General features: G+C 38.6%; 25 protein-coding genes. 19 read left to right on the top strand and 6 right to left on the bottom strand.

Going from position 1 to position 26,746, the window contains the following annotated elements:
- Positions 1-8: 8 nt before the first annotated feature.
- Both J3U74_RS03485 and ilvY read right to left on the bottom strand, forming a co-directional pair.
- Positions 9-2,102 carry a 3-hydroxybutyrate oligomer hydrolase family protein gene (locus J3U74_RS03485; RefSeq protein ID WP_267328756.1) on the bottom strand — a complete coding sequence of 698 codons (2,094 nt, stop codon included), beginning with the start codon at positions 2,100-2,102 and terminating at the stop codon, positions 9-11.
- Between the two features lie 65 nt (positions 2,103-2,167).
- Positions 2,168-3,070 carry an HTH-type transcriptional activator IlvY gene (gene ilvY / locus J3U74_RS03480; protein ID WP_267328757.1) on the bottom strand — a complete coding sequence of 301 codons (903 nt, stop codon included), beginning with the start codon at positions 3,068-3,070 and terminating at the stop codon, positions 2,168-2,170.
- Between the two features lie 205 nt (positions 3,071-3,275).
- Here ilvY and prfC point away from each other — a divergent pair, with 205 nt between their 5' ends.
- The 12 genes from prfC to J3U74_RS03420 all read left to right on the top strand — a co-directional run bounded on the left by prfC (position 3,276) and on the right by J3U74_RS03420 (position 18,590).
- Entirely contained in the window at positions 3,276-4,868 is a 1,593-nt protein-coding gene (prfC, locus tag J3U74_RS03475) for a peptide chain release factor 3 (protein ID WP_220219280.1), read from the top strand.
- A 318-nt stretch (positions 4,869-5,186) separates the two neighbouring features.
- On the top strand, positions 5,187-8,066 hold the full coding sequence (gene ptrA, locus J3U74_RS03470; protein ID WP_324099937.1) for a pitrilysin: 2,880 nt from the start codon (positions 5,187-5,189) through the stop codon (positions 8,064-8,066).
- Between the two features lie 100 nt (positions 8,067-8,166).
- A complete protein-coding gene (locus J3U74_RS03465; RefSeq protein ID WP_220219282.1) occupies positions 8,167-9,039 on the top strand; it encodes a helix-turn-helix domain-containing protein in 873 nt (290 codons plus the stop codon).
- Positions 9,040-9,070: 31 nt separating this feature from the next.
- Complete coding sequence (gene aroA, locus J3U74_RS03460) at positions 9,071-10,351, top strand: 3-phosphoshikimate 1-carboxyvinyltransferase (protein WP_267328758.1); 1,281 nt, start codon at positions 9,071-9,073, stop codon at positions 10,349-10,351.
- Between the two features lies 1 nt (position 10,352).
- Positions 10,353-11,033, top strand: coding sequence for a (d)CMP kinase (cmk, locus tag J3U74_RS03455; protein WP_267328759.1), 681 nt, complete (start codon positions 10,353-10,355; stop codon positions 11,031-11,033).
- 113 nt (positions 11,034-11,146) lie between these two features.
- On the top strand, positions 11,147-12,829 hold the full coding sequence (rpsA, locus tag J3U74_RS03450; protein WP_220219285.1) for a 30S ribosomal protein S1: 1,683 nt from the start codon (positions 11,147-11,149) through the stop codon (positions 12,827-12,829).
- A 98-nt stretch (positions 12,830-12,927) separates the two neighbouring features.
- The gene (gene ihfB, locus J3U74_RS03445) at positions 12,928-13,218 is read left to right on the top strand and encodes an integration host factor subunit beta (RefSeq protein ID WP_220219286.1); all 291 of its coding nucleotides are present in this window, start codon (positions 12,928-12,930) and stop codon (positions 13,216-13,218) included.
- 288 nt (positions 13,219-13,506) lie between these two features.
- The gene (locus J3U74_RS03440; protein ID WP_267328760.1) at positions 13,507-15,816 is read left to right on the top strand and encodes a DNA internalization-related competence protein ComEC/Rec2; all 2,310 of its coding nucleotides are present in this window, start codon (positions 13,507-13,509) and stop codon (positions 15,814-15,816) included.
- A gap of 95 nt (positions 15,817-15,911) precedes the next feature.
- Entirely contained in the window at positions 15,912-16,919 is a 1,008-nt protein-coding gene (lpxK, locus tag J3U74_RS03435; RefSeq protein ID WP_267328761.1) for a tetraacyldisaccharide 4'-kinase, read from the top strand.
- A 3-nt stretch (positions 16,920-16,922) separates the two neighbouring features.
- Positions 16,923-17,108: a Trm112 family protein gene (locus tag J3U74_RS03430; RefSeq protein ID WP_220219289.1), complete on the top strand. Its 186-nt coding sequence runs from the start codon at positions 16,923-16,925 to the stop codon at positions 17,106-17,108.
- Between the two features lie 21 nt (positions 17,109-17,129).
- Entirely contained in the window at positions 17,130-17,894 is a 765-nt protein-coding gene (gene kdsB / locus J3U74_RS03425; RefSeq protein WP_267328762.1) for a 3-deoxy-manno-octulosonate cytidylyltransferase, read from the top strand.
- Positions 17,895-17,897: 3 nt separating this feature from the next.
- Positions 17,898-18,590 carry a DUF2461 domain-containing protein gene (locus tag J3U74_RS03420; RefSeq protein ID WP_267328763.1) on the top strand — a complete coding sequence of 231 codons (693 nt, stop codon included), beginning with the start codon at positions 17,898-17,900 and terminating at the stop codon, positions 18,588-18,590.
- A 17-nt stretch (positions 18,591-18,607) separates the two neighbouring features.
- Here the strand turns inward: J3U74_RS03420 and J3U74_RS03415 are convergent, their stop codons facing one another.
- Positions 18,608-19,270: a MarC family NAAT transporter gene (locus tag J3U74_RS03415; protein ID WP_220219624.1), complete on the bottom strand. Its 663-nt coding sequence runs from the start codon at positions 19,268-19,270 to the stop codon at positions 18,608-18,610.
- 117 nt (positions 19,271-19,387) lie between these two features.
- Positions 19,388-19,906, bottom strand: coding sequence for a single-stranded DNA-binding protein (locus J3U74_RS03410; protein WP_267328764.1), 519 nt, complete (start codon positions 19,904-19,906; stop codon positions 19,388-19,390).
- 216 nt (positions 19,907-20,122) lie between these two features.
- Here J3U74_RS03410 and corA point away from each other — a divergent pair, with 216 nt between their 5' ends.
- The 4 genes from corA (at position 20,123) to J3U74_RS03390 (ending at position 22,913) form a co-directional block, all read left to right on the top strand.
- Positions 20,123-21,064 (top strand): magnesium/cobalt transporter CorA, encoded by a 942-nt coding sequence (corA, locus tag J3U74_RS03405; RefSeq protein ID WP_220219293.1) that lies wholly within the window; start codon positions 20,123-20,125, stop codon positions 21,062-21,064.
- Between the two features lie 197 nt (positions 21,065-21,261).
- Positions 21,262-22,221, top strand: coding sequence for a glucokinase (gene glk / locus J3U74_RS03400; protein ID WP_220219294.1), 960 nt, complete (start codon positions 21,262-21,264; stop codon positions 22,219-22,221).
- Between the two features lie 24 nt (positions 22,222-22,245).
- Positions 22,246-22,494 carry a YcgL domain-containing protein gene (locus J3U74_RS03395; RefSeq protein WP_220219295.1) on the top strand — a complete coding sequence of 83 codons (249 nt, stop codon included), beginning with the start codon at positions 22,246-22,248 and terminating at the stop codon, positions 22,492-22,494.
- Positions 22,491-22,913, top strand: coding sequence for a YcgN family cysteine cluster protein (locus J3U74_RS03390; RefSeq protein WP_220219296.1), 423 nt, complete (start codon positions 22,491-22,493; stop codon positions 22,911-22,913). Before J3U74_RS03395 ends, J3U74_RS03390 begins: the two co-directional genes overlap by 4 nt.
- A 32-nt stretch (positions 22,914-22,945) precedes the next feature.
- Here the strand turns inward: J3U74_RS03390 and J3U74_RS03385 are convergent, their stop codons facing one another.
- Both J3U74_RS03385 and J3U74_RS03380 read right to left on the bottom strand, forming a co-directional pair.
- Entirely contained in the window at positions 22,946-23,503 is a 558-nt protein-coding gene (locus tag J3U74_RS03385) for a YggT family protein (RefSeq protein WP_220219297.1), read from the bottom strand.
- Positions 23,504-23,539: 36 nt separating this feature from the next.
- Positions 23,540-24,241 carry a YggS family pyridoxal phosphate-dependent enzyme gene (locus tag J3U74_RS03380; protein WP_267328765.1) on the bottom strand — a complete coding sequence of 234 codons (702 nt, stop codon included), beginning with the start codon at positions 24,239-24,241 and terminating at the stop codon, positions 23,540-23,542.
- 33 nt (positions 24,242-24,274) lie between these two features.
- Between J3U74_RS03380 and J3U74_RS03375 the strand changes: the two genes are divergently transcribed.
- From J3U74_RS03375 to J3U74_RS03365, 3 genes are all read left to right on the top strand, one after another.
- Positions 24,275-25,231 (top strand): type IV pilus twitching motility protein PilT, encoded by a 957-nt coding sequence (locus tag J3U74_RS03375; protein WP_267328766.1) that lies wholly within the window; start codon positions 24,275-24,277, stop codon positions 25,229-25,231.
- A gap of 144 nt (positions 25,232-25,375) precedes the next feature.
- Entirely contained in the window at positions 25,376-26,185 is an 810-nt protein-coding gene (proC, locus tag J3U74_RS03370; protein WP_267328767.1) for a pyrroline-5-carboxylate reductase, read from the top strand.
- A 313-nt stretch (positions 26,186-26,498) separates the two neighbouring features.
- A complete protein-coding gene (locus tag J3U74_RS03365; protein WP_220219301.1) occupies positions 26,499-26,708 on the top strand; it encodes a cold shock domain-containing protein in 210 nt (69 codons plus the stop codon).
- Positions 26,709-26,746 lie beyond the last annotated feature (38 nt).

Raw genomic sequence — 26,746 nt, 5'->3', positions numbered from 1 at the left:
ATGGTCGCTTAATTTGGAAGTGTTATTTTCCCGTTTTCTATTTTGATCAAATCTTTTGTGTCCGGCGTTTGTAAAATAGGGACTAGATTTTTGGATGTGGCTTGTGGCGCATGGCCAGAATTACCCCCTCGGGCTTTGGCTCGAACTAATTGGCTTTCTGGCAAAGCTGTTTTATTGTCTGAGGTCACGTTAGCCCATAACCACTCCATGGCATCTTCACCATAGTAATCTATCGCAAGCAATGTATTATCAAATGGTGCGGTACCGTCTAAATAACCGGCGTTTTCAACTTCAATATAACGCAGTTGTGATGCCGGGCCTTCAATCTTACTATTTAAAGCCACATATGCCCGTGAGGTGTCATTTGGTAACTGTTTAACATTATTGGCACCATGCACAATAATCGTTTTTTTATTGCGTAAATCACCCGTAGCTAACACTTGCTTATGCCCATTGATGACTCTTGGATCGTTTATTTTTTCCCGTAAGCAAATTGCTCCTTTGGTACCATAATCAATTTTTCCTTGGGTCTCTGTTTGGGAATAAAATTCACGACGGGGTGATAAGAGATCTTTGTTTTCCACCAGATCTAAAATAGTGGCATCATCTCCATTCCAAACCGGCAAGTGTCCATTGGACAGACCCCATATTTGTTCAAATGGGATTGCTTGTAACGCTTCAACTTTGCCTTGATACATGATTGGGCTTTGTTGGGTACTTGCGACCGAATAATCGCACATGTTTTCAGTCACATCATATCGACCATAGGCGCTGATATATTGATAAGGAAAGCCGATTGATTCGGTATAGTAAAAATAGGGTAGCTGGTAGTTTAAATCTGCTGTAAATCCGTATGGCTCAAGCTGTTTCAACGCTTCTTCCGGCGTGCCTTGTTTAAGTAAACCGGCTTTTTTTAATGCTTCACAGCGATTAAGCGAATAGAGGTATTTTGATGCATAAGGTACATTATCATCGAATTTACTTGGTTTGATAGCGGAAATGGCACAAGGAATATATAGCGCTGCTTGTGTGCTATAGTCGATCAAGGATTTTGGCATCAGCGATTTGGTTTTATTTCCTTTTTGAATAATTAATTGGTTGTTATCAATTGACGGTTGTATTTGAGGATTGACAGCGACAATCCCATTAATAATATTATTGCGATCTAATTCGCCGGCTTTTAATGCGGCGCCCGCTCCGTCACCGGCAGCATAAACTAAAACAATGGTGTTATCTTTATGAAATGAGATCCATTTCTTACTCGGGTATAAATTATTGAGTTCATAAAATGCAAATTCAATCGATTTGATAACATATTCACCCCAACGCTGTTCCGGGTTCATTTTGGAGTGAAGTTGTTTTATTGCGTAACGATTTGGATAGTTTTTAATATAACTTTCATGATTACTAATTTGGGGTTGAAATAAGATATTGTCTTTATCGGTTTTACCGTCCACTGTAAAGCCTTGTCCGGTGGTAATATCATAAACACCATTACCTAATCCTTTGTCGTTATAGACAACTGCACAGTTATGGCGTAATCCCCAAAGCCCACGGATTTGCACATCTTTGGCATTATACAGCCCGTCTGAGTCGGTGGCGGGCACTGCAACGATACATGGATTGTTTTTATCAAAATCCAGCGGAATTTGTAATAACATGCCAACTCTTTCATTGACATGATAGGTCGCTAATATTTCACTTCCGGCGATTTTACCGTCAAATAGTGGCGTTAATTTTTCACGTTGGAAACCAAATAGCGAGCCTTCTGCAGTTTTAGCATCAATAAATCGATTGAGTTTTGCTTGTCTCAGCTCTTGGGTGGTTGGATTAGTTGGATCGGCAAAGGTTGGGGCATTATAAGATTGCGTTAATGCAGTAAAGCCAATTCCGCCTGTGACTAAGTCATCACTGTCACCGTCATAGTAATTTACACTGTTAATGGTCAGACCGCCTGGAATTGGATTTCCCGGAATATTTTTATGGCTAAAATCTCTATGGTAATTTGATTCAGTGTCGGCAAGAACGGGATTGGCAACAAATGAGAAAAATATTAATGATGCAATCGTTTTTGTTTTTATCTTTTTTATTGGTAAGTTCATTACTATTATATCCTATCCTTTTTACATCTATTAAGGGATTCAATCTATTAATTATACACAATATTTTACTGATTTTGTGGTAAATTTAAGTTACAAAGTGCCCAAAAGGCTGCAATAATCTTTTCAGATAACCGCCTTTTTTGCACACAGATGCCTATATCAAAAGGTTCCATTAAATTGGTTGACCATTCGATGATTCGTTCTCTGACTCTTTCCGGGCTATTATCCATAACCACTTTCGGTAACAGTGCCACACCACAACCTAACGCGACCATAGAGACAATGGCTTCATGGCCTGAGACCGTCGCATAGATTTTAGGGCTGGTAATTTTTTGCTGTTTAAACCATAAGTCAATGCGGTGCCGACTTGGCCCATGTTCCGGTAAAATAAACGGAATGTGATGCCAGTCGGGGTCTTTTTGATGAAGCTTATCGCTAAATGAACTATTGAGTTTCGGGATAAGTAGCACCATGTCTATTTCACCAAATTTTAAAAATTCAACTCCGGACGGTAGTTGTTTTGGTTTACCGGCAATGGCTAAATCAGCTTGGTTGGATTGTATTTTTTCAACTGCATCCGCCGCATCGCCAGTTGATAATTTAATTTCCACTAAAGGGTAGTTAATACGAAATCTATCTAGGATTTCGGGTAGATGGCTATAGGCGGCGGTGACTGAGCAAAAAAGTGTCAGTTCACCCACTAGCTGATGTTTACTTTGATCTAATTCAAGTCTAAGTTGCTGATGTAAGTTGATCATCTGCTGAGCATAACGTTTAACTTTTTCACCCTCAGCGGTAATTTGTACTTGACGGTTATCACGAATAAACAGCGGATGACCAAAGTGCTCTTCCAACCGTTGTATCTGTCTGGATAAGGTCGAAGGGCTAACGTGCATAGCGTCAGCGGTCATACCAAAATGGCAAGTTTCACATAAATGTAAGTATAACTTTAAGTCACGAATATTCATTGTTTATTCCGTTTTATACTAAAACGTTAGGTAAATCTGAAACATCTTGTCAACACAGTGATGCTAATGGATGATTTTCTTGTAATGCAATTATTATGCATAGATAGCGTAATAAGGCAAATAAGATAAACAACTTAAATAGCAATGTATAGCGATACCTGTTAAAATAGCCGATTATTTTTTGTTGGTTGACACAGTAAACTTTATGACAGAACAAGCTTATTTAGATCAAGTAAATACTCGTCGCACTTTTGCGATCATCTCTCACCCGGATGCGGGTAAAACCACCATTACGGAAAAGGTGTTGTTATTCGGTCACGCTATCCAAACTGCCGGAACGGTAAAAGGTCGAGGTGCTAATGCGCAGCATGCTAAATCTGACTGGATGGAAATGGAAAAACAGCGTGGGATTTCAATTACAACTTCAGTAATGCAATTTCCCTATAATGACTGTTTAGTCAATTTACTTGATACCCCCGGACACGAAGACTTTTCTGAAGATACTTATCGAACCTTAACCGCTGTTGACAGCTGTTTAATGGTAATTGATGCGGCAAAAGGGGTTGAGGATCGTACCCGTAAACTTATGGAAGTGACCCGATTACGTAATACACCGATTCTCACTTTTATGAATAAACTTGACCGTGATATTCGTGATCCTATGGAACTGCTCGATGAGGTTGAAAGTGAACTCAACATTATGTGTGCACCAATTACCTGGCCGATAGGTTGTGGTAAATTATTTAAAGGTGTCTATCATTTAGCGAAAGATGAAACCTATCTTTACCAATCCGGTCAAGGTCACACTATTCAAGAAGTACGCATAATCAAAGGATTAGCTAATCCTGAGCTAGATTCAGCGGTTGGCGAGGATTTAGCTCAGCAATTGCGGGATGAACTTGAACTAGTGCAAGGTGCATCAAATGAGTTCGATTTAGAGGCGTTTTTATCCGGCGATTTAACTCCGGTCTTCTTTGGTACCGCATTAGGTAATTTTGGCGTTGATCATATGCTTGACGGTTTAACTGCTTGGGCACCGGCGCCACAACCTCGGCAAACGGATAAACGTGAAGTCAAAGCAAGCGAGGAAAAATTTACCGGTTTTGTGTTTAAGATTCAAGCGAATATGGATCCTAAACATCGTGATCGGGTAGCATTTATGCGCATTGTGTCGGGTAAATATGAAAAGGGCATGAAACTACGTCATGTCCGTATTGCTAAAGATGTCAATATCTCTGATGCATTAACGTTTATGGCTGGCGATCGTGATCATGTTGAGCAAGCTTATGCTGGTGATATTATTGGTTTACACAATCATGGTACCATTCAAATCGGTGACACGTTTACTCAAGGGGAAGATCTTAAATTTACCGGTATTCCTAATTTTGCTCCGGAGCTATTTCGTCGTATTCGCTTAAAAGATCCATTAAAACAGAAACAGTTATTAAAAGGGCTAGTGCAATTATCTGAAGAAGGTGCGGTGCAGGTTTTCCGTCCAATTGCTAATAACGATTTAATTGTTGGCGCAGTTGGGGTACTGCAATTTGATGTGGTGGTTGCTCGCTTAAAATCAGAATATAACGTTGAAGCCATTTATGAGCCGGTGAATGTCACCACCGCTCGTTGGGTTGAATGCGCCGATGCGAAAAAATTAGAAGAGTTCAAGCGTAAATGTGAACAAAATCTGGCATTAGACGGTGGCGACAACTTGTCATATATTGCGCCGAGTATGGTCAATTTAAATCTGACTCAAGAGCGTTATCCGGATATTGAATTTAGAAAAACTCGTGAACATTAATTTACGCTTAAACCCGTAACTTACACACTACTTCCAAATGAGAGCTGATCTGTTCAGCTCTTTTTTTATTATATTGTTTTAGTTAATTTGTATTATTGGTTATCTGTGATACACTCATTACGTTTTTACCTTCCTTAAATGATGATTTGATTGACTTTAATCAGTTTGTTACCTGTCAGCATCTAAAGCAAATTAAAAAATCATCAAATAGTTATCAATACGTTCCACATAAGTTGCTATAACTTTATGTATAGGTATTTTCTTTTAGCTTTATTTAATAAGTTCGACATATAATGGTTTTTTTGGATAAAAACGGGTATGGATAAGATGAAATTTAACCTGATAGTTATTACGGTATTAAGCGTTATGAGTTTTAATACCTCCTTTGCTGTAGATAAAAATATGACAAAATCAATATCATACGAAAAAGTACAACAAAGTGAACGCGATGATCGCCAATATCAAGTTATTGAACTTGATAATAAAATGCGAGTATTGCTCGTTTCCGATCCTAAAGCGGTAAAATCGCTGGGTTCTTTAGCATTGCCGGTTGGCTCATTGCAAGATCCGAAGGATCAACAAGGTCTAGCGCATTATACCGAACATATGGTCTTAATGGGCTCAAAAAAATACCCACAGCCGGCGAGTTTTTCCGAATTCTTAAATCGCCATGCCGGTAAATACAATGCCAGCACAACAGCAAACCGCACTGCATTTTATTTTGAGGTTGAAAATAGTGCGTTTGATAAAGCCTTAGACTATTTAGCGGATGCGATTGCTGAGCCAAACTTAGATCCTAAATTTGCCGATAAAGAGCGAAACGCCGTCAATGCGGAAATGACAATGGGGCGTTCGAACGACGGATTTAGAATAGAGCAGGTGAATGCAGAAACCATTAATCCTCTTCATCCGTCTGCGCAATTTTCTGGCGGAAATTTAGAAACATTAAGTGATAAAGGCAACAGTAAATTGCAAACTGCATTAGTTGGCTTTCATGATAATTACTATTCGGCAAATATTATGGTCGGCATCATCTACAGTAGCCAAGATATGAGCCAATTATCTAAGATAGCCAAAGAGACCTTTGGTCGTATTCCCAATAAAAATATTATAGCCCCACGAGTTGATGTATCGGCTATGACATCTGATAGCGTAAGTAAACAGATTGACATGGTGCCGGCACAACCGAAAAAATTGCTGCTATTACAGTTTCCTATGGAAAACAATTTGACCGAATTTGCTGATAAAAGTGATGAGTATATCGCCTATTTAGTCAGTAATAGTAGTCCAAATACTCTTTCTGCCCAGTTACAAAAACAGGGCTTGATTGAAGGTATCAATACCTCTTTTGATCCTACCCGATTTGGTAATAGTGGTATTTTTAGTATCAATGTCAGTTTGACCGATGAAGGTCTTTTACAAAAAGATGAAGTCATCGGCGCGATTTTTAACTATTTGCACTTAATCCAAAAAGAGGGAATTTCGCAGGTCTATTATGATGAACTGAAAAAAGTTTTAGCATTGCAGTTTAAATATCAAACGATTGAACGTGATATGTCTTATGTGGAATGGCTATCGGATCAAATGCTGGTCTATCCGACAGCGCACGTGTTAAATTCGGATTATATCGCTGAGCGATTTGATAAATCTGCCATTGCACAACGATTACAGACTTTAACGCCGGATAACTTAAGACTTTGGGTGATTTCACCGAATCAATCTACCGATAAAACGGCCTATTTTTTAGATGCGCCTTATAAGATTAAAAATATTACCGATGAACAAAAATCACAATGGGCAACTTTAGGTGCGCACTATACGTTTAGTTTGCCGGCATTAAATACTTATATTCCGGACGATTTCTCAATTTCTGAAAATAATAGCGCTCAAGTACTACCGGCTGAATTTAGCAAACGTGGTAACTTTATCCATTTTGCCAGCAAATATTTTGCCAACGAGCCTAAAGCGGCTATTTTGCTTTCATTACGTAACAATCAGGCATTTAGCGATGCTAAATCGGATGTCGCTTTTGATCTGTTAGACTATATTGTGGGTCGTGATTTGGATCAGTTGCAATTTCAAGCCAGTGTGGCGGGCATGTCATTATCAACCGATTATGATAACGGTTTGTTAATTAAAGCCAGCGGTTTTAGTCAGCACTTACCCGAAATGGTAACCACCATTGTTAATCGATATCGAAATGTGACCATTGATGATCAGAGCCTAGCGTTAGCTAAATCATGGTATCTTGAAAAGTTAGATAAATTAGATCACGTCCGAAGTTTAAGATTAGCGGTTGAACCATTAAATGGGCTATCGGATTTGCCACATTATATTGAGCGTAGTGAACAGCGCCAAATCACGCAAAATATCACTCGTCAGGACATTATCGCTTACCGTGATATGTTGATGACTCGTTCAGTGCTCTATATGCTCAGTTTAGGCAATTTGTCTAATCAAGACTCACTTGATCTTTATCATTCCATTCAAAAAGATTTAGCGGGAGATGTCGAATTTACGCCGTTTAGCAATTTGGTCATTAAAAAGCCATTACTTGCGCAAATCACTCAGCAAGCGAAAAGCTCTGATAATGCTTTATTAATGAGTTATATTCCTGCGGGTTATGATCGCATTAATAGTGGCATTTTAAGTTATACACTCTCAAAAATTATTGCCCCATGGTTTTATGACCAGTTACGAACTAATGAGCAACTCGGTTATGCGGTTTTTGCCGTTCCGGTCTATGTTGGCGATTCGTTAGGATTAGGTTTTATTGTACAAAGCAATCAGTATGATACCGCTTATTTGCTTAAACGTTATCAAGCGTTATATCCGACTATGTTAAGTAAGTTAGAAGCCTTAACAACGCAGGATATCGAGCAATACAAAAAAGCGGTGCTCGATGAACTGACTATGCCACCACAAACACTGGAAGAAGAGCTTAATCTTTATTCATCAGATTATCGAAACTCCCGATTTACCTTCGATTCTAGAAATAAAAGAATTGAGCAATTGAAAAAGGTGACTCAGCAAGATTTAATCGATTTTTATCGACATTCGATTATTGAACCAAATGGCTTTGTGTTAGCCTCACAAGTACTGGGTAACAGTAACGATGCAGCTAAACCTAAAGTTGCGATTAAGGAATTTACTGAATATGAAAATGCCGCAGCATTACAAAAAGCCTTAATGGAGTAATCAGCCCAAACGCAGATAAAATCTGAAACATCTTCGCTTAAAATTGGCAATGTTATCACCTTGTGATACACTGCCAAAATTCAAATAGTTTGAGTGAAATATGATTACTGGATCGATTGATTATTGTGCTATTGGGCAGCGTCTACGAGCTTATCGTATTGCCGCCTCTCTTCGTGCTGAAGATGTGGCTGAAAGTCTCAGAATATCAAGAGCGGCGGTATATCGGCTTGAAAAAGGTGAAATTGTTAAAATCGAAACCTTAGAGCGTCTGGCCAATTTATTACAGACTTCTTTAGCAAGTTTACTGGGGATAGATACTGAGTATTACTCCAGTGGCGAAGGTTTTTTCGAACGGATGCGCCAGTTAGAAGAGCAATCAACCCATATTTACTCCCATTTTGATCCTTTCTCATTTTTATTGACGTCGCCAAACTATCTTTCTCATTTAACTATGATGTTAGGCGAATCAAGTCAAACCCTTGATTTGCAAAAATATGCCACCACATTATCGATACTAAAAGATCGTAAAACTCAGTTTTATCAATCTGTACCGAAGGTAATTAATTTAATTAGCTTACGCAATGTGGAACGATTTTTACATATTGGTTTGGTTGGCAATTTAAATCTTTCGCCGGGTAGAAAGTCAGAAAGGATGTTATTAGCTCGTGAAGAAGTTTATCATCTTATTGCTTTACTTGAACAGCAATCTTATGCGCCAACTATTGCTATTACGCAGCATGCTATACCGTCGATCACCTTTCAAATCTTTTATCAAAACGATAATCCGATATCGCTGGCGATAAGCCCGTTTCGGTTAGGTGAATTGCCAAATGTGACAACCGGCATTGCTTCCATTACTTCATCTTATGATGCAATTAAACGTTATCGTTTATTATTTGATAAGTTGTGGCAAGATAGCGCTAAAGATCAACAGGCTATCGATCTATTGAAAGCGACCTTAGAAAAATTTTAAAGAATTATCCAAGATATTTAAGAGAGTCATTATGTTATCTTTAACATTACAGCCCATAAAAAAATTCAGTGGCACGATCAATCTGCCCGGTTCTAAAAGCGTATCAAATCGTGCGTTATTACTATCTGCTTTGAGCAAAGGCAACACCCGTTTAACCAACTTACTTGATAGTGATGATGTACGTTATATGCTTGATGCGTTATCGGCATTAAAGGTTAACTTTCAATTATCCCATGACCGAACGATTTGTGATATTCAAGGCATTGGCGGTAAATTGCATTCCGGTGAAGCATTAGAGCTGTTTTTAGGCAATGCCGGCACAGCTATGCGCCCACTTACAGCAGCGTTATGTTTAGCGCAGAATAATATTATTCTCACTGGCGAACCACGTATGAAAGAGCGCCCAATCGGTCATCTGGTTGATGCACTACGTCAAGGTGGCGCCAAAATTGATTATCTGGAAAATGAAGGCTATCCACCACTGCATATCCACGGTGGTTTTAGCGGCGGCAGCATTGAAGTTGACGGCTCTGTTTCCAGTCAATTTTTAACGGCGTTATTAATGGCTGCACCGTTGGCGCCAAATGATACTGAAATTACCATTAAAGGCGAGTTAGTATCCAAACCTTACATTGATATTACAATTAAAATGATGGCGATTTTTGGGGTAATAGTAACAAATAATAACTATCAAAAATTTGTTATCAAAGGTAATCAGACATATCAATCACCCGGTCAATATTTAGTTGAAGGTGATGCATCATCCGCTTCTTACTTCCTCGCCGCCGCTGCAATAAAAGGCGGAACGGTGCGGGTCACCGGTATTGGTAAAAAGAGCCTACAAGGCGATACTCAATTTGCCCATGTATTAGAAAAAATGGGCGCTAAAGTGACGTGGGCGGATGATTATATTGAGTGTAGTTGTGATGAGCTTAATGGTATTGATATGGATATGAATCATATTCCCGATGCAGCAATGACCATTGCTACCACAGCGCTTTTTGCCAAAGGGGCAACCACTATCCGCAATATTTATAACTGGCGAGTTAAAGAAACTGATCGCTTATCTGCCATGTCAACCGAACTACGTAAAGTTGGGGCAGAAGTTGAAGAAGGTCATGATTATATCACTATCGTGCCACCTAAATCTTTAACGCATGCTGAAATTAAAACTTATAATGATCATCGTATGGCAATGTGCTTTTCGTTAGTGGCGTTATCCGATACCCCTGTGACAATTTTAGATCCAAAATGCACAATGAAAACATTCCCTGATTATTTTGAACAATTTAAACGATTGAGCGAATATTAATATGAATAAAATCATCCCTGTTATCGCTGTTGATGGTCCAAGTGGTGTTGGAAAGGGCACCTTATGCCAAGCGTTAGCCAATCATTTCAAATGGCATCTGTTAGATTCCGGTGCGATTTATCGGGTATTAGCGCTGTCGGCACTTAAACAAAATATTGCACTAGATGACAAACGTGCACTTGCTCAACTGGCGTTAACTTTACCGTTAACCTTTGACAGCACGGGTAATGAAGTCAAAGTGCTTTTAAATGGGCTTGATGTATCAAAAGAGATTCGCACTGAACAAACCGGTGGTGCTGCTTCGCAAGTGGCAGCCATTGAGGAAGTCAGACAAGCTCTATTACAGCGGCAACGGGATTTTAGACAGGCGCCGGGTCTGGTTGCCGACGGTCGAGATATGGGTACAGTGGTTTTTACTGATGCCCCGGTTAAAATTTTTCTTGATGCAAGTGCCCAATCAAGAGCAGAAAGAAGGATGAAACAGTTGCAAGATAAGCAAAATCATGCTAAATTCGCCGAAATTTTGCAGGAAATCACTGCGCGTGACCAGCGTGATCGTAATCGGGCTGTTGCGCCATTAAAACCGGCAATAGATGCACTAATAATTGATACTACATCGCTTTCTATTCAAGATGTTTTCAATCAATCTATTACGTATATAAACGAAAAACTTGCATTGTAAACGATCTTACAGTGTGAACATAGCTCCATTATAAGGATATAGGTGGAGTATCATAAACAACCCCACAAAACATGAAGTGATGTGGACGTTAATTTTAACTTAAGTATATAAATATGACTGAATCTTTTGCTCAACTCTTTGAAGAGTCTTTAAATCAACTAGACACTCGTTCTGGTAATATGATCCGTGGTACTGTCGTTGCAATCGACAAAGATGTTGTTTTAGTTGATGCTGGTTTAAAATCTGAATCCGCCATTCCAGTAGAGCAGTTTAAAAATGCCCAAGGCGAATTAGAAGTTCAAGTTGGCGACGTTGTTGACGTTGTACTTGACTCAATTGAAGACGGCTTTGGTGAAACAATTCTATCTCGTGAAAAAGCTAAACGCCATGAAGCGTGGCTGACATTAGAAAAAGCAGTTGAAGATGCTGCAACAGTTTTAGGTGTTATCAATGGTAAAGTTAAAGGTGGCTTTACGGTTGATCTTAATGGCGTTCGTGCGTTCCTTCCTGGTTCGCTTGTTGATGTTCGCCCATTACGCGATACTTCTCATATCGAAAATAAAGAAATCGAATTAAAAGTTATTAAATTAGATCAAAAACGCAACAACGTTGTTGTATCACGTCGTGCGGTAATCGAATCTGAAAATAGCGCAGAAAGAGAACAACTTCTTGAAAATCTACAAGAAGGTTCTGAAGTTAAAGGTATTATCAAAAATCTTACTGATTACGGTGCATTCGTTGATCTTGGTGGGGTTGATGGTTTACTTCATATCACTGATATGGCGTGGAAACGTGTTAAACACCCAAGTGAAGTGGTTGAAGTGGGTCAAGAATTACTTGTTAAAGTTCTTAAATTTGATAAAGACCGTTCACGTGTATCACTTGGCTTAAAACAATTAGGCGAAGATCCATGGGTATCAATTGCTAAACGTTACCCAGAAGGCACTAAAGTAACTGGTAAAGTGACTAACTTAACTGATTACGGTTGTTTCGTTGAAATCGAAACTGGTGTTGAAGGTTTAGTACACGTTTCTGAAATGGATTGGACTAACAAAAACATCCACCCATCTAAAGTTGTCAGCTTAGGTGATGTGGTTGAAGTTGTAGTACTTGAAATTGATGAAGAACGTCGTCGTATTTCTCTAGGTCTTAAACAATGTAAACCAAACCCATGGTTACAATTTGCTGAATCACACAACAAAGGTGATAAAGTTAGCGGTAAGATCAAATCTATCACTGATTTCGGTATCTTCATCGGTTTAGATGGTGGTATTGACGGTTTAGTTCATCTTTCAGATATCTCTTGGAATATGCCAGGTGAAGAAGCAGTTAAAGCTTATAAGAAAGGTGATGATATTGAAGCAGTTGTACTACAAGTTGATGCTGAGCGTGAACGTATCTCTTTAGGTATCAAACAACTTGAAGATGATCCATTTAGCAGCTTCGCTTCTAACTACAAAAAAGGCACAATTGTTAAAGGTAAAGTAACGGCAGTTGATGCTAAAGGTGCAACAGTTGAAATTGCTGACGGTATCGAAGGCTACTTAAAAGCACAAGATATTGCTCGTGAACGTATCGAAGATGCAACTACAGCATTAAAAGTTGGCGATGAAGTTGAAGCTAAAATCGTTAACATCGATCGTAAAACTCGTGCAATTTCTTTATCTGTACGTGCTAAAGATGAAGCTGACGAAAAAGAAGCGCTTGCTGCGGTAAATAACACTGCAACACAAGAAGATGCTTCATTTACTAATGCAATGGCTGAAGCATTCAAAGCTGCATCAAAAACTGAGTAAAAAATATTTATGCAAAGAGTAAAGAGGGCTTGCCCTCTTTTTCTTTTGTGGTATAAAATGTAAAAGTTCTAAGCCACATAAACAAATTAGGAGTGACCATGAACAGATCCGATTTAGCAGAAAAAATAGTCAACTGGCGGGCACACCTTCCTGTGCAACTAGTTGATGATGCTGTTAGAGATATCATCGAGCAGATCGCATTAGCTATGGAAAGTAACGATCGTGTTGAAATTCGAGGCTTTGGTAGTTTTAGTTTAAATTACCGTGCTCCACGTAAAGCAAGAAACCCAAGAACAGGTGGGAATGTTGATGTTAAACATAAATATATTCCTCACTTTAAACCGGGTAAAGAATTACGTGAACGCGTAAACAATGCTGCAAAAGCATAATACTTTACACTCTTGTGTTAAAAAAGCCTTTGATTAACATCAAAGGCTTTTTATTTTCTGATTATTTGAATGGCAATTTCCTACAAATCCCTTTTGTGTTTCTTAGTGTTTATCTTTCCTTGATTAATAACCGAATAGCTAAGACTCAATCCCCTCAAATTTACCCAGCTAAACCTGCAACTTGTTAAAAAAAGTTGGAACATCGCTCCCATTTACTTCTACTGTCAATTTTACTAAGGCGCTGACAAATTAAGATTATCGTTTTATACGATAAGTTATTAACTGCTTATGCGGCAAAGTTATTCAATTGATTTAATCGCAATCATGTTTTCAGTCGGTTGCTTACCCTTAATGTTCTTAGCATCACTGCCTTCTGATAAACAGTGGTACTTAATCGGATCACTACTGGTGATCTTAAGCTTGTTTAGGCTTATTAAAATGGGCAATGTCCTGCTAGCTATTAGTGTTTTAGGTTTAGGCTTTTTATGGTCTACCCAATATGCTAATCAATATTTAAATAGTATTGAGCCTTATATCGATAAAACTCTGGTTGTGACCGCTCAAGTTGACACCATTGATACTCATTTGGATTCCGCAGAGCGCTCAGCGTATTACATAAAATTTTCCGTGATTGATATTGCCGATAGTGACTTATCCTCCACTTTTCCGTTATCTGTGCTGTGGAACGATCGGTTAACACCAAAAGCCGGGCAGATCTGGCAATTGACCGTTAAAACTCGAGTTGTACATGGTTATTTAAATGAAGGTGGATTTGATAGCCAGCGTTTTGCCATGGCAAACAAAAATTTATTAACGGCTAAATTAATTAATGCCAATTTATTAGACGATAAATTGTCTCTCAGACAAACGGTAGCAGACAGGGCATTGCCCTATATTAATCTATTTAGTTATCGGGGGATTTTACTCGCTTTGGTATTGGGCGATCGCTCACAGTTGGTTGAGCAGCAGCGATTAATGATGATGCAAACCGGTATTGCCCATTTAATGGCGATATCGGGAATGCATATTTTAATCGTGTTTTACTTTAGCTTTTTTATTATCAAACTGATGACGTTTGTTATTCCTCAACGGGGAAATAATATCATTGTGATTTCATTAATTGCATGGGGTGGGGCGCTATTTTATGCATGGCTTACCGGGCTTAATCCTCCGGCATTACGAGCCATATTGGCGTTAACGATTTGGATCTACCTGCGTTACAGGTGTTATCATTTAACCTCATGGCAAAAGGTAAATCGGATTATCGCAATATTATTAGTGTTTGATCCTTTTATGATTTTATCCGAAAGCTTTTGGCTATCTTGCTATGCAGTGATCTGCTTAATTTTCCTATCTCAATGGCTGCCGTTACCTAAATTTAGCCGACGCAAAAAACGTTACTATCTATTTCGATTATTGCATTTGCAGTTCGGCTTAACGGTTTTGTTATTGCCAATGCAACTGTTGATTTTTCAAGGGATAAGTGTGATTTCATTGTTAACCAATTTACTGGCGATACCTTGTATAACTTTAGTCACGTTTCCTGCTATTTTAATCGCATTATTAGCCAGTATTTTTGATTTATTTCATTTGGCATTATGGTGGTGGTATGTTGCTCAAACATCGCTAAGCGGATTATTTTACGGTTTAGCGCAATTCAATCTGGGGTGGTTGACGGTGCCAGCTGATTTTTATCTGCTCAGCGTCAGTGGTTGGCTGCTGGTGATAGTTATTCGCACCGAATGTTGGCGCCGGTTTAATCTTACCGTCGGCATTATTCTGCTAATGCTTGCTTGTCCTTTATTGCAACCGCTTAATTATCAGTGGCGTTTGGATATGCTAGATGTGGGGCATGGCTTGGCGATAGTTATTCATGACGGGCGAGGTGCTATTTTATATGATACCGGCGCACAGTGGCAAACTGGCTCAGCAGCTGAGCGTATTATCATCCCTTTTTTACAGCGGCATCGATTAACAGTTGAGGGCATTATTATCAGTCATCAACATAATGACCATATAGGAGGATTAGCGTTCATCACCCGCCGATACCCTAAAGCATGGTTAATGAGCAGTTCTAACCAGTTAGCCAATCGGTATCCATGTTTAGCGGGGAATAGTTTTAGCTGGCAAAACCTAACATTTAACGTGCTATGGCCAACAAAATTGGTAGACAATGCCCAAAATCAAGATTCCTGTGTTGTACAAGTTACCGACGGTCAATTTTCAGTTCTGTTAACTGGCGATTTAGAGCGAAAACAGGAGTATCAATTAGTCTTGAACTATCGTCATAAGCTAGCCTCGACCTTTTTGCAAACGCCACACCATGGCAGCAATACTTCGTCAAGCTATCCTTTTTTGTATCACATCAACCCTAAACTCTCATTCGCATCGACGTCTCGCTATAATGGATGGAAATTGCCGTCTGATAAAGTGACAGCACGATATAAGACATTAAAATTAGATTATCATGTAACAGCTAAAACCGGGCAAATTAGTCTATTTTTTAATAATTCGACCTGGCAAATGAAAACAATGCGGGGACAAATAAACCCAAAATGGTATCATGATTGGTTTGGTAGTTTACCGATTTATGAGTAAAATACTTGCTATCAATAACGATAGAAGCCTTAAACAATTAATATAGGTAAAATCGTAAAACAGGTTTCATTAACATCATTAAGTGATAATAAAAGATGATTGAAAAAATATGGTATGGTAAAAATAAACTTTATTGGTTACTGATACCATTTTCTTTATTGTATGGTTTGATTGCTTTTGTGCGTCGGAAATTGTATCAAATTGGCTGGTTAAAGTCGTGGAAGTCACCTGTGCCAATTATGGTAATTGGCAACTTATCAGTAGGTGGGAACGGTAAAACCCCGCTGGTGGTTGCTTTAATTGAAGCATTAAAGGCTAAAGGTTTACAAGTTGGCGTGGTTTCAAGAGGCTATGGCGGAAAGGCTCAAAGCTATCCACTCATCTTAGATCACTACATCACTACTGACCAAGCCGGGGATGAACCGGTACTGATTTATCAACGTACTCAAGTGCCGATTGCGGTATCGCCGAAACGGGTGGAAGCGGTGCAAGCGTTATTAAATCGCTATAAATTAGATGTGATTTTAACCGATGATGGCTTACAACACTATGCCTTAGGGCGTGATATTGAAGTTGTGGTTATCGATGCTAAACGCCTATTTGGCAATGGTTGGTGGATCCCGGCTGGCCCTATGAGAGAGCGCAAAAATCGGTTAAAGTCGGTAGATTTAATTGTGTTAAATGGCGAAGGTGGCAATCAAATAGCACAGCAATATCCGACTAAAACTTACACCATGCAATTAACCCCGCTGTATGCGGTGAATTTGCTGACGCAAGAGAAAAAAGCCTTATCTTCACTAACTCATATTTGCGCCATTGCCGGAATTAGTCATCCGCAACGTTTTTTTGATATGCTTAAGCAAATGAATGCCGATTTAGTGAAAACTGAAGCTTTTGCCGATCATCAACATTTTACTTTATCTTCACTAGCTGATATCGCAAACAAGCAACAAACGTTATTAATGACGGAAAAAGATGCGGTAAAATGTCAGCAATTTGCATTACCAAATTGGTGGTATCTGCCGATAGATGCGGTTATCCCCGCCAAAGCGATTGAGCAAATCTATTCCCTATTAGAAGATATAAAACTTAACAGAGAGTAAAAAATGAAAGAACTTCTTCTTAGTGCTATTGCTTGCCCGAAATGTCATGGTAAGTTAGAACTCGATAGTGAAAATCATCAGCTGATCTGTACAACAGATCAGCTAGCTTATCCGATAAAGGATTCAATTCCGGTACTACTTGAATCCGAAGCTAAGCCAATTGCACAACCTAAGTCAGTTCAAGAATAGATAAAATATAAGGTTTCTGTTATGAAATTCACTGTCATTATTCCCGCAAGATACGCCTCGAGCCGTTTACCGGCAAAACCCCTTGCTGATATTCACGGCAAACCGATGATTGTTCGTGTTATGGAGCAAGCCAAAAAATCCGGTGCAACCAATGTCATTATAGCAACCGATCATCAGCAAGTATTCGATGTCGTGAGCGGTTATGGCGGAGAAGTTATTTTAACCAGCGACAAACATAATTCCGGCACCGAACGGCTAGCGGAAGTCATTAACTATTATCAATTGGCTGATGATGAAGTGATTGTGAATGTGCAGGGTGATGAGCCATTAATTCCACCGGTAATAATCGACCAAGTAGCAGAAAATTTAGTTAAATATAAAACCGGTATGGCAACGTTGGCGGTACCGATCGAATCTGCCTCAGAAGCATTTAATCCCGGAGCGGTAAAAGTGGTGACAGATAAAGACGGTTATGCACTCTATTTTTCACGTGCAACCATTCCATGGGAAAGAGACCGATTTGCCCAAATAGCAACTGATGTAAATAGGCAAAGTATTGGCGATTTTTACTTACGCCATATTGGCATTTATGCTTATCGAGCCGGTTTTATTCGCCAATATATTAATTGGGCACCGTCTAGCTTAGAACAAATAGAGATGCTAGAACAACTTCGCGTACTGTGGTATGGTGAAAAAATCCATGTTGCAGTGGCAAAACAGGCACCGGCAATTGGGGTTGATACGCAAGAAGATTTAGACAAAGTCAGAGCATTATTTAAGGAGTAATTAATGGCAAAGTTTAGCGGTTTTACTCAAGCAGGACTCAATTTTTTACAAGATGCTTGGATCAACAACAGTAAAACATGGTTCGAACAACATCGAGCTATTTATGATAACGATTTAGTTAAACCGTTTCGACTATTGGTCGAGCAGTTAACTCCCGATATGTTGAAAATCGATGAGTGGTTTGAAACACGTCCGGCGATTGGTAAAACCATATCCCGTATACATCGTGATACCCGTTTTTCGAAAGATAAATCGCTCTATCGTAGCCGTTTATGGTTAACCTTTAAACGTCCTAATCGGGATTGGAAAGAAGCGCCAGCCTATTTTTTTGAAATTAGCCCCGATTACTATCAATACGGGCTTGGATACTATTGTGCTTCAAAACAGACAATGGATATATTTCGTGAAGAAATAATTAATGATACCGACAAATTTTTAAAAATGACACGTTGCGTTAAAAAGCCATTTGAGCTGGTTGGTGATTGCTACAAACGACCATTAATCAAAGAACAAGATGAAAAGATTGCCACATGGTATAACCGAAAAAATTTGGCCGTAATGGTAACCAACAATAACATCGAAGATGTACTTAATGGTGAGCTACCCAATAAATTAATTAAAGGATTTAAGCAACTGGTACCGCTTTACGATTACTTAATGCGGGTAGAGATGATTAAAAATATCCCTAATTTATAGCACCTGTGACCTGTTGATTAAATATTGGGAAAGTTTATTACCAACTCTTTTACACCATTAATAATAAATTGTGTGCCAACACAAACCAGTAAAAATCCCATTATTCTGGAAGTGGCTTCAATGCCACTTTTTCCCATAAAACGCATAATACTGCCCGCACTACGCATACAAAGCCAAAGAATAAGGCACAGGAGAAGTGGTACCAGTATTGACGAGGCATAGATAACCCAACTAGACACGTTATATCCGCCCCCTTTAACGGTTGATGCCATACTGATGATCATCGCAATAGTACCCGGTCCGGCCGTGCTGGGAATAGCTAAAGGAACAAAAGCAATATTATTTGAAATTTCTTTCTTCTTAGCATCGGCTTCCAGTGTTTTGTGAGAAGGTTGTTGAGGGAAAAGCATTCTAAAGCCAATAATGCCGACAATCATACCCCCGGCTATGCGCAATCCGGGAATAGAAATACCAAAGGTATTCATCACCAATTGACCGCAGTAAAACGATACAATCATAATAATAAAAACATAAATACAGGTCATTTTAGACTGATAATTACGTTCTTCGTTGGTCATATCGCCAGATAGACCTAATAACAGCACTACAGTGGTCAAGGGATTGGTTAAAGGAATAAAAAGAATTAAACCAAAGCCGACAGTTTGAATAAGTTCCAGCATAAAATCGATACAGATCCAATCAACATACTGCGACTCAGTATAATTCAAATAAATACAAAATGATATAAGGGCGTAAATTTACGCCCAATATAAGGATAATATTTTGAAAAGATAAGATTAGAATGGAATATCGTCATCAAAATCCATTGGTGGCTCAGGTGTAGCCGGTTGTGCTGCTGGCGCTGTTGGTGCCGCTTGGCGAGGTGCTGCCGGCGCAGATGAAGAGTTATTAGCACTTTGTCCCCAACTTTGTGAACCGTCATTAAAGCTATTATCGCCACTGTTACGTGAACCTAAAATTTGTAATGTACCGCCAATTGGGTTTATTACAACTTCAGTCGTATAACGATCGGCGCCTGATTGGTCTTGCCATTTACGAGTTTGTAATTGACCTTCAAGATAAACTTGTGTGCCTTTTTTGATATATTCGCCAGCAATTTCAGCTAATTTTCCAAACACGACAACGCGATGCCATTCTGTTCGGTCTCGGGTTTCACCTGTTTGTCTATCTTTCCATGATTCTGAAGTTGCAACACTAAAATTAGCGACAGCATTACCATTTGGCATGTAACGAACTTCTGGATCTTGACCTAAGTTACCGACTAAAATGACTTTATTTATTCCTCGGTTTGCCATTATAAACTCCTAAAAATTGCATAAATATTTAAGGTGACTATTGTAACATGAGACAGAATTAACATCATCGAATTTAATTTAATATTGGAATTTTCTCTCCAAATTGTAAAGTTACAGAAAGATTTGCTTAGTCATAGGAATTTTTGACTATAACGAGTATAATGCCAGCCATTTGTTGATGCAAAGTTATAAAACATTTCCCTTATTGGAGGCCTTATGATTAATGCGTTTGGATTAAAAAACAAACAATTAGTAAAAATTAATGAAGGCGATATACAAAATGCAACTTGGATAGATTTAATTGAGCCCGAGGAAGCGGATCGTGATTTTGTTTTGACACATTTAGGTCAAAACTTAGCGACCAGTATTGAACTGGATGATATTGAAGCCTCGGCTCGTTTTTTTGAAGATAATGAAGGATTGCATGTCCACTCTTTCTTTTTTTATGAAGATGCCGAAGATCGTGCCGGTAACTCAACAGTAGCTTTTACTGTACATAATGGCCGTTTATTTACATTACGTGAACGAGATTTACCGGCTTTTCGCTTGTATCGTATGCGCTCACGTTATCAAAATTTAAACGACGGTAATCCTTATGAAGTATTACTCGATCTGTTTGAAGTTAAAGTAGAGCAGTTAGCCGACCAAATCGAAAATATCTACAGTGAACTTGAAGAGTTAAGTTTGATTATCATGGATCGTTCCGCTCAAGAGCATTATGATGAAGCGATCACCTCACTGGCTGAGCTGGAAGATACGGCTTGGAAAGTCCGCCTCTGTTTAATGGATAGCCAGCGAGCGGTTAACTATTTAGTGCGTCGAGCCAAAATGCCGGTTGACCAGTTAGAGCAAGCACGTGAAGTAATCCGGGATATTGAATCACTCGTCCCACATAATGAGTCATTGTTTCAAAAAGTAAACTTTTTAATGCAAGCTGCTACGAGTTTTATCAATATTGAGCAAAGCCGAATTATCAAGATCTTCTCAGTGGTTTCGGTGGTATTTTTACCGCCTACCGTGGTCGCTTCTGCTTATGGTATGAACTTTGAATTTATGCCTGAATTAAAATGGGAGTATGGTTACCCGTTTTCATTATTATTAATGCTTTTAGCAGGTGTGGCGCCGTATATCTACTTTAAACTGAAAAAGTGGTTATAAGTTCGAATTTTGCCATATTAAATATTTACCGCTAACTGGTGAGTTAGCGGTCATTGATTAATTAAATTCAATCAGAGTCAACTAGTTAAACTAAGATAATTAGTTCATAATATAAGCTATTATGCTTTTGGCAACTGATAGATGTAAAAGCTTGCAGTTCAATTAAAAAGAATTTATTTTTTACACAAGGGAATACAATGAGTCAATACGCACTAGTCACTGATATTGGTGGAACCAATGCCCGCTTCGCATTATACAATTTAGCAACTAACGAGCTTTCAGCTATCACCAAAATTCTGATTTCAAAAAACGATGATTTACTTAAACTGATTAAAGATTATTTAGCGTCTCAATCAACGACAATCGATAAGGCTTGTATTGCTATCGCTTGCCCGATTGGTGAAGATGATGTCATTAATATGACCAATAATAATTTATCCTTTTCACGTTCAGCGCTGATTAAAGAATTAAATCTAAGCAAACTTGAAGTGATTAACGATTTTATGGCGGTCTCGAGTTCGATTCCCCAACTACCGAAATCAGATTTGGTAAAAATAGGGGGCGAAGAGCCTGACCTTGATTATCCGATAGCTATTTATGGCGCAGGTACCGGATTGGGCGTTTCTCACTTAATTAAAGTCAATGGCAACTGGATTAGCTTGCCCGGTGAAGGTGGACATACTGAACTGCCGATGACCAATGACGCAGAAGACCGTATTTTAGCTCAGTTGCGCAAAAAATTTGGGCGTGTTTCAAGTGAGCGTTTTTTATCGGGCAATGGTATTGTTAATATTTATCAAGCGTTATTACAGATCCACAATCAACCTGTTGAAGATGTGACACCTGATATTATCGTCAAAAAAGCGCTTGCTAATAGTTGTCCGATTTGTTTAGAAACATTAACCTATTTTTGTACGTTTATGGGGCGATTTGGTGGCAACTTAGCGCTAACCCTCAATACGCTTGGTGGGGTTTATATTGCCGGCGGTATTGTGCCACGCTTTATTGAATTTTTTAAAACATCGCCATTTAGAGAAGCATTTGAACACAAAGGACGAATGTCTTATCTGGTTAAAAAAGTCCCGGTTTATGTGATAACGCATGAAGACCCGGGGCTATTTGGCGCAGGTGTTTATTTACAAAATAGTCTTAAGTAGGTAGTCGAGTAAGGTTTTATTTTTATGATGTGGTGTTATATTTATCGTAGTGATAAAAAAGAGAACTGTTATTTATATATGGAAAATGAAAATGATTTTTCCGCAATTCCTGAAAATGTAATGTCAATTTTTGGCAAGCCTGTATTTGTTATGAAAGTATTATTGGACGGAAAACGACGGTTTGTTGTTGGCACTTCTGATGAGATAGAGGAAAAGATCAAGGTCGATGGATTTTTCTTACAAATGTTACATGAAGATGACTTTAAAGTATGATTGAACCATTTTGGCAACACAAAACACTTGAGCAAATGACAGATGATGAATGGGAACAACTGTGTGACGGTTGTGGTCAGTGCTGCTTGAATAAATTAATGGATGAAGATACTGACGAAATCCTATACACCAACGTAGCGTGTAATTTACTTGATTCAAAAACTTGCCAATGTAAACATTATCACAATCGTTTTGACTATGAGCCTGATTGCGTCAAGTTAACCCGTGAAAATCTGCTGACTATTGAGTGGTTGCCTTTAACATGTACCTACCGTTATTTTTCTCAAACAGGCGAACTGCCAGAGTGGCACCCGCTGATAACGGGAAGTAAAAAAATGATGCATAAACTTAAAATATCGGTCAGAAATCGGATTGTTTACGAAAAAGATGTGATTTTTTGGGAAGATCACATTCTATAAAAAAGGGAGCATTGCTCCCTTTTTTTAAATGCTTATAGCATTAACCAAAAATTACCAAAAATATCAATAGCGAATAAATTCAAAAAGATTAAGATAAACATCACTATCATAAATGAGATATCAATCATGCCAATCGGTGGAACGACACGACGGATTGGTGCAACCAATGGCTCGGTTAATTGAGCAAGTAACTGGTCGGCAGAAGATTGACCACGACTTATCCAACTTAAAAGCGCTCTAAAAAATAGTAACCAAAATAGTAAGTGTCCAATTGCATGTGCCATAACCGCAACGGCATACCATAAATAGGCAGAATTCCACAGTGGTGCATTTATCACTTTAAAGCGAAATAAGAAAATAACTTTAATTATTGCAACGATATAAAAGATAACCCATGTGGCGGTATCTATCCGCCCAATTGACGGAATCAATCTTCGTAGCGGGGCAATTACCGGTTGGGTAATGCGAACAATAAATTGTGTGAATGGAAAATCGAAATTAACCCGCACTCGTTGCATCCACAAGCGTAAAATGATGACATATAAGCAAACGGTTAAAACAGTATTTCCCAGGAAGATAAGTGATATCATTTAGTACTCCTTAATATATTATCTGCCAGCAATATATCATAAATATTGTCTTGCTCCAAAGATCGCAGTGCCAATGCGCACCATGGTACTGCCTGCCATAATGGCTGCTTTCATATCGCCACTCATGCCCATGGATAACTGATCCATAAATGGGTATTTTACCTGTAATGATTGTAAAAGCTGTTGCATTTGTTGAAAAACAACTAATTGCTTTTCAAAATCATTTTCTACTTCCGGTATCGCCATTAACCCTTTTAAATTTAGCTTAGGCAAAGTGATAACCTGCTCAACTAAATCTTCAACTTGTTGCGGTAATATTCCGGATTTACTTGCTTCTTGACTAATATTGACTTGGATAAGAACATTAAGTTTTGCCATGTTATCGGGGCGTTGATCATTTAAACGCTGTGCGATTTTGAAACGATCTAACGTGTGCATCCAATCAAAGTTTTCCGCAACTAATTTGGTTTTATTCGATTGCAACGGACCAATAAAATGCCAAATCAATGCTGTAGCTGGCTGATGTTGTTTGAAATATTGGATCTTTTCAACACCTTCTTGCACATAATTTTCACCAAAAGAGAATTGTCCTGCTTCAATCGCTTGTGTGATTAATTCGACAGGTTTTGTTTTACTGACAGCAATAAGCTCAATGGAATTGGGATCACGATCGCATTGTTGAGCGATTTGGATTATTTCATTTTTAATTGTCTTTAAATTGTCAGTTACAGTATTCATGTTTATTCTCAATTAAATTTTAGGTTAAAGTAAATGTTAAAATCAATTTTGTCACTTAGTGTAGCGCAAAATGCCTCGGATTTGCACCTTTCCAGCGGCGCTTTCCCGTGTATGCGTATTAACGGACAATTGCAATTTGTATCAGATAACAAATTATCATCAACGCAACTGGAAACAGAACTGTTTGCCTTGCTCGATATGTGTCAGGTAAATAAGTTGCAGCAATATGGCCAACTTGATTTGGCATTTCACAATGAAATAGGGCGCTTTCGGGTTAATATTTTCTATCAACAACGTGGCATATCGGCAGTATTTCGAATTATCAATGACCGCATTGCTGACATGTCTGAAATTGGCGTCCCTGCTGTTTTAAAAACGCTTGTTAACCAACAATCGGGAATCATTCTGGTTACCGGCGCAACCGGTAGTGGTAAATCAACCACATTAGCATCCTTAATCCAATATATAAATCAAACCCAAGCAAAACATATTATTACTTTAGAAGATCCTATTGAGTATATCTATCAAAATGACAAGTCATTAATTGAACAACGTGAATTATCGCAATTTGATCAAGCAATGGAAAGTCTTTTAAGACAAGATCCCGATATTATCCTATTTGGCGAACTACGCAATAAACAATCGATCGAAGCGGCTTTGTCGGTTGCTGAAACGGGACATTTAGTTTTAGCAACATTACATACCCGTTCGGCGATTGAAACGATAAATCGTCTGATAGATGTATTTGAAGGCAATGCGCAAAACTTTATCCGTAGTCAATTATCCGATAGTTTACAAGCGATTGTATGCCAGCAGTTAATCACGGTTGATAATCAACGCAAAGCCCTTTTTGAAGTCCTGATTAACACTCCGGCAGTTGCAAACTTAATAAAAGAGGGCAAAACCAAACAGATTTTATCGTTAATACAGACCGGACAACAACATGGCATGCAACTGATGCCTGATACTCATCATTCAATCACTGAGTAAAATATTGATAAAAGGCGATGCGGTATTGCAACATCGAAGCAGGGATTTACAGAGCATGATGCCGGTGCTTTTGATTTGAGTTTTAGGCATAAAGTAATCTATAATCGTTACAAATTTAGCTCAAAAAATGGGGGAGTAAAATAGATGGAACAGCGTATAGGTATTATCGGTTTGGGCAATATGGGAAATGCTATATTACAAGGCATTTTAACCAGTAATATTGTGCAAGGAAACCAAATTTATGTATATGATCCTCACCCTGAAAAAGGGCAAGCATTAAATGCGTCACATGCAATCAATAATTTAGCGTCAGCCAGAGATGTCGCACGTGAATCCGATCTTGTTTTTATTGCGGTAAAGCCTAATGTCATTGTTGATGTGTTAAACGATATTCAAAAAGAATTAAAGAAAAATACTATTGTGATCTCAATTGCAGCAGGCGTGACAATTAAAACCATAGCCAAATGTGTCGGCTATGAACAAAAAATTGTCCGAGTTATGCCAAATACACCGGCATTAGTTAATGCGGCGATGTGCTCCATTACGCCAAATACTGAAGTGACAGATGATGAGCTGTCGATTGTACAACGATTATTAAATTGTATTGGCGAAACTGAAGTTGTCCCCGAATATTTAATTGATGCCGTCATTGGAGCGAGTGGTTCTTCACCGGCTTTTGTTTTTATGTTTATCGAAGCGCTAGCTGACGGAGCGGTCAAAGCCGGATTATCAAGAAAACAAGCCTATAAATTTGCAGCGCAAGCCGTAATGGGGTCAGCCAAACTGTTACTCGCTACTGGCAAACATCCCGGCGAGTTGAAAGATATGGTCTGCTCACCGGCTGGCACCACTATTGAAGGGGTGCAGATGCTTGAAGAAAAAGGCTTTAGAGCAGCGGTGATTGATGCAGTTGAAGCAACGATCAATAAATCTAAAGAGCTTGCTGAAAAATAATTATTGAATTTTATTATCGGGGGCAAGGTATCCTCACTAATTAATTATGATAAATGATTTTTTAGCGAGGATAGCTAAATAAATTGAAAGATTGCTTGCGTTGTTTAACATTTTGTGCGTTAATAGTCACCAGCATATAACATGCAGATTTATTTTGTAACATTTGATTCGCGTAGTTTGTAGTTTACTTGATATCAAGATTTGTATTAGTTTTCTTCATCTTTTCTTCTCAGTGTTCTTAAGTAGTCTAGGTTTTATGTATTTGAATATAGCCCTTAATGGCTGAGATAAATTTATTTATAGGAAAATTATTATGTCTAAAAAAACAGGTCAAGTTAAATGGTTCAACGAAAGTAAAGGTTTTGGTTTTATATCTCCTGCTGACGGCAGCAAAGATGTATTTGTTCACTTCTCAGCGATTACTGGTGACGGATTCAAAACTTTAGGCGAAGGTCAACAAGTTGAATTTTCAATTCAAGATAGCCCACGTGGTCCTTCTGCTGCAGATGTAACAATAATCTAATTTTGATTATTTTCTTACCAGTAACTTGTTACTGGTAA

The organism is Gilliamella sp. B3892 (assembly GCF_026536305.1).
Lineage (GTDB): Bacteria > Pseudomonadota > Gammaproteobacteria > Enterobacterales > Orbaceae > Gilliamella.
This window is presented reverse-complemented; position numbering and strand designations above follow the sequence as displayed.

Coding starts and splice junctions, on each gene's coding strand:
- J3U74_RS03430 (WP_220219289.1), top strand. CDS start 16,923: ATGAAAGAACTTCTTCTTAGTGCTATTGCTTGCCCGAAATGTCATGGT.
- J3U74_RS03380 (WP_267328765.1), bottom strand. CDS start 24,241: ATGAATACTGTAACTGACAATTTAAAGACAATTAAAAATGAAATAATC.
- proC (WP_267328767.1), top strand. CDS start 25,376: ATGGAACAGCGTATAGGTATTATCGGTTTGGGCAATATGGGAAATGCT.
- prfC (WP_220219280.1), top strand. CDS start 3,276: ATGACAGAACAAGCTTATTTAGATCAAGTAAATACTCGTCGCACTTTT.
- ptrA (WP_324099937.1), top strand. CDS start 5,187: ATGGATAAGATGAAATTTAACCTGATAGTTATTACGGTATTAAGCGTT.
- J3U74_RS03385 (WP_220219297.1), bottom strand. CDS start 23,503: ATGATATCACTTATCTTCCTGGGAAATACTGTTTTAACCGTTTGCTTA.
- J3U74_RS03440 (WP_267328760.1), top strand. CDS start 13,507: ATGCGGCAAAGTTATTCAATTGATTTAATCGCAATCATGTTTTCAGTC.
- J3U74_RS03420 (WP_267328763.1), top strand. CDS start 17,898: ATGGCAAAGTTTAGCGGTTTTACTCAAGCAGGACTCAATTTTTTACAA.
- rpsA (WP_220219285.1), top strand. CDS start 11,147: ATGACTGAATCTTTTGCTCAACTCTTTGAAGAGTCTTTAAATCAACTA.
- cmk (WP_267328759.1), top strand. CDS start 10,353: ATGAATAAAATCATCCCTGTTATCGCTGTTGATGGTCCAAGTGGTGTT.
- kdsB (WP_267328762.1), top strand. CDS start 17,130: ATGAAATTCACTGTCATTATTCCCGCAAGATACGCCTCGAGCCGTTTA.
- ihfB (WP_220219286.1), top strand. CDS start 12,928: ATGAACAGATCCGATTTAGCAGAAAAAATAGTCAACTGGCGGGCACAC.
- corA (WP_220219293.1), top strand. CDS start 20,123: ATGATTAATGCGTTTGGATTAAAAAACAAACAATTAGTAAAAATTAAT.
- J3U74_RS03390 (WP_220219296.1), top strand. CDS start 22,491: ATGATTGAACCATTTTGGCAACACAAAACACTTGAGCAAATGACAGAT.
- J3U74_RS03395 (WP_220219295.1), top strand. CDS start 22,246: ATGATGTGGTGTTATATTTATCGTAGTGATAAAAAAGAGAACTGTTAT.
- glk (WP_220219294.1), top strand. CDS start 21,262: ATGAGTCAATACGCACTAGTCACTGATATTGGTGGAACCAATGCCCGC.
- J3U74_RS03415 (WP_220219624.1), bottom strand. CDS start 19,270: ATGCTGGAACTTATTCAAACTGTCGGCTTTGGTTTAATTCTTTTTATT.
- J3U74_RS03375 (WP_267328766.1), top strand. CDS start 24,275: ATGTTAAAATCAATTTTGTCACTTAGTGTAGCGCAAAATGCCTCGGAT.
- J3U74_RS03465 (WP_220219282.1), top strand. CDS start 8,167: ATGATTACTGGATCGATTGATTATTGTGCTATTGGGCAGCGTCTACGA.
- J3U74_RS03485 (WP_267328756.1), bottom strand. CDS start 2,102: ATGAACTTACCAATAAAAAAGATAAAAACAAAAACGATTGCATCATTA.
- ilvY (WP_267328757.1), bottom strand. CDS start 3,070: ATGAATATTCGTGACTTAAAGTTATACTTACATTTATGTGAAACTTGC.
- lpxK (WP_267328761.1), top strand. CDS start 15,912: ATGATTGAAAAAATATGGTATGGTAAAAATAAACTTTATTGGTTACTG.
- J3U74_RS03410 (WP_267328764.1), bottom strand. CDS start 19,906: ATGGCAAACCGAGGAATAAATAAAGTCATTTTAGTCGGTAACTTAGGT.
- aroA (WP_267328758.1), top strand. CDS start 9,071: ATGTTATCTTTAACATTACAGCCCATAAAAAAATTCAGTGGCACGATC.
- J3U74_RS03365 (WP_220219301.1), top strand. CDS start 26,499: ATGTCTAAAAAAACAGGTCAAGTTAAATGGTTCAACGAAAGTAAAGGT.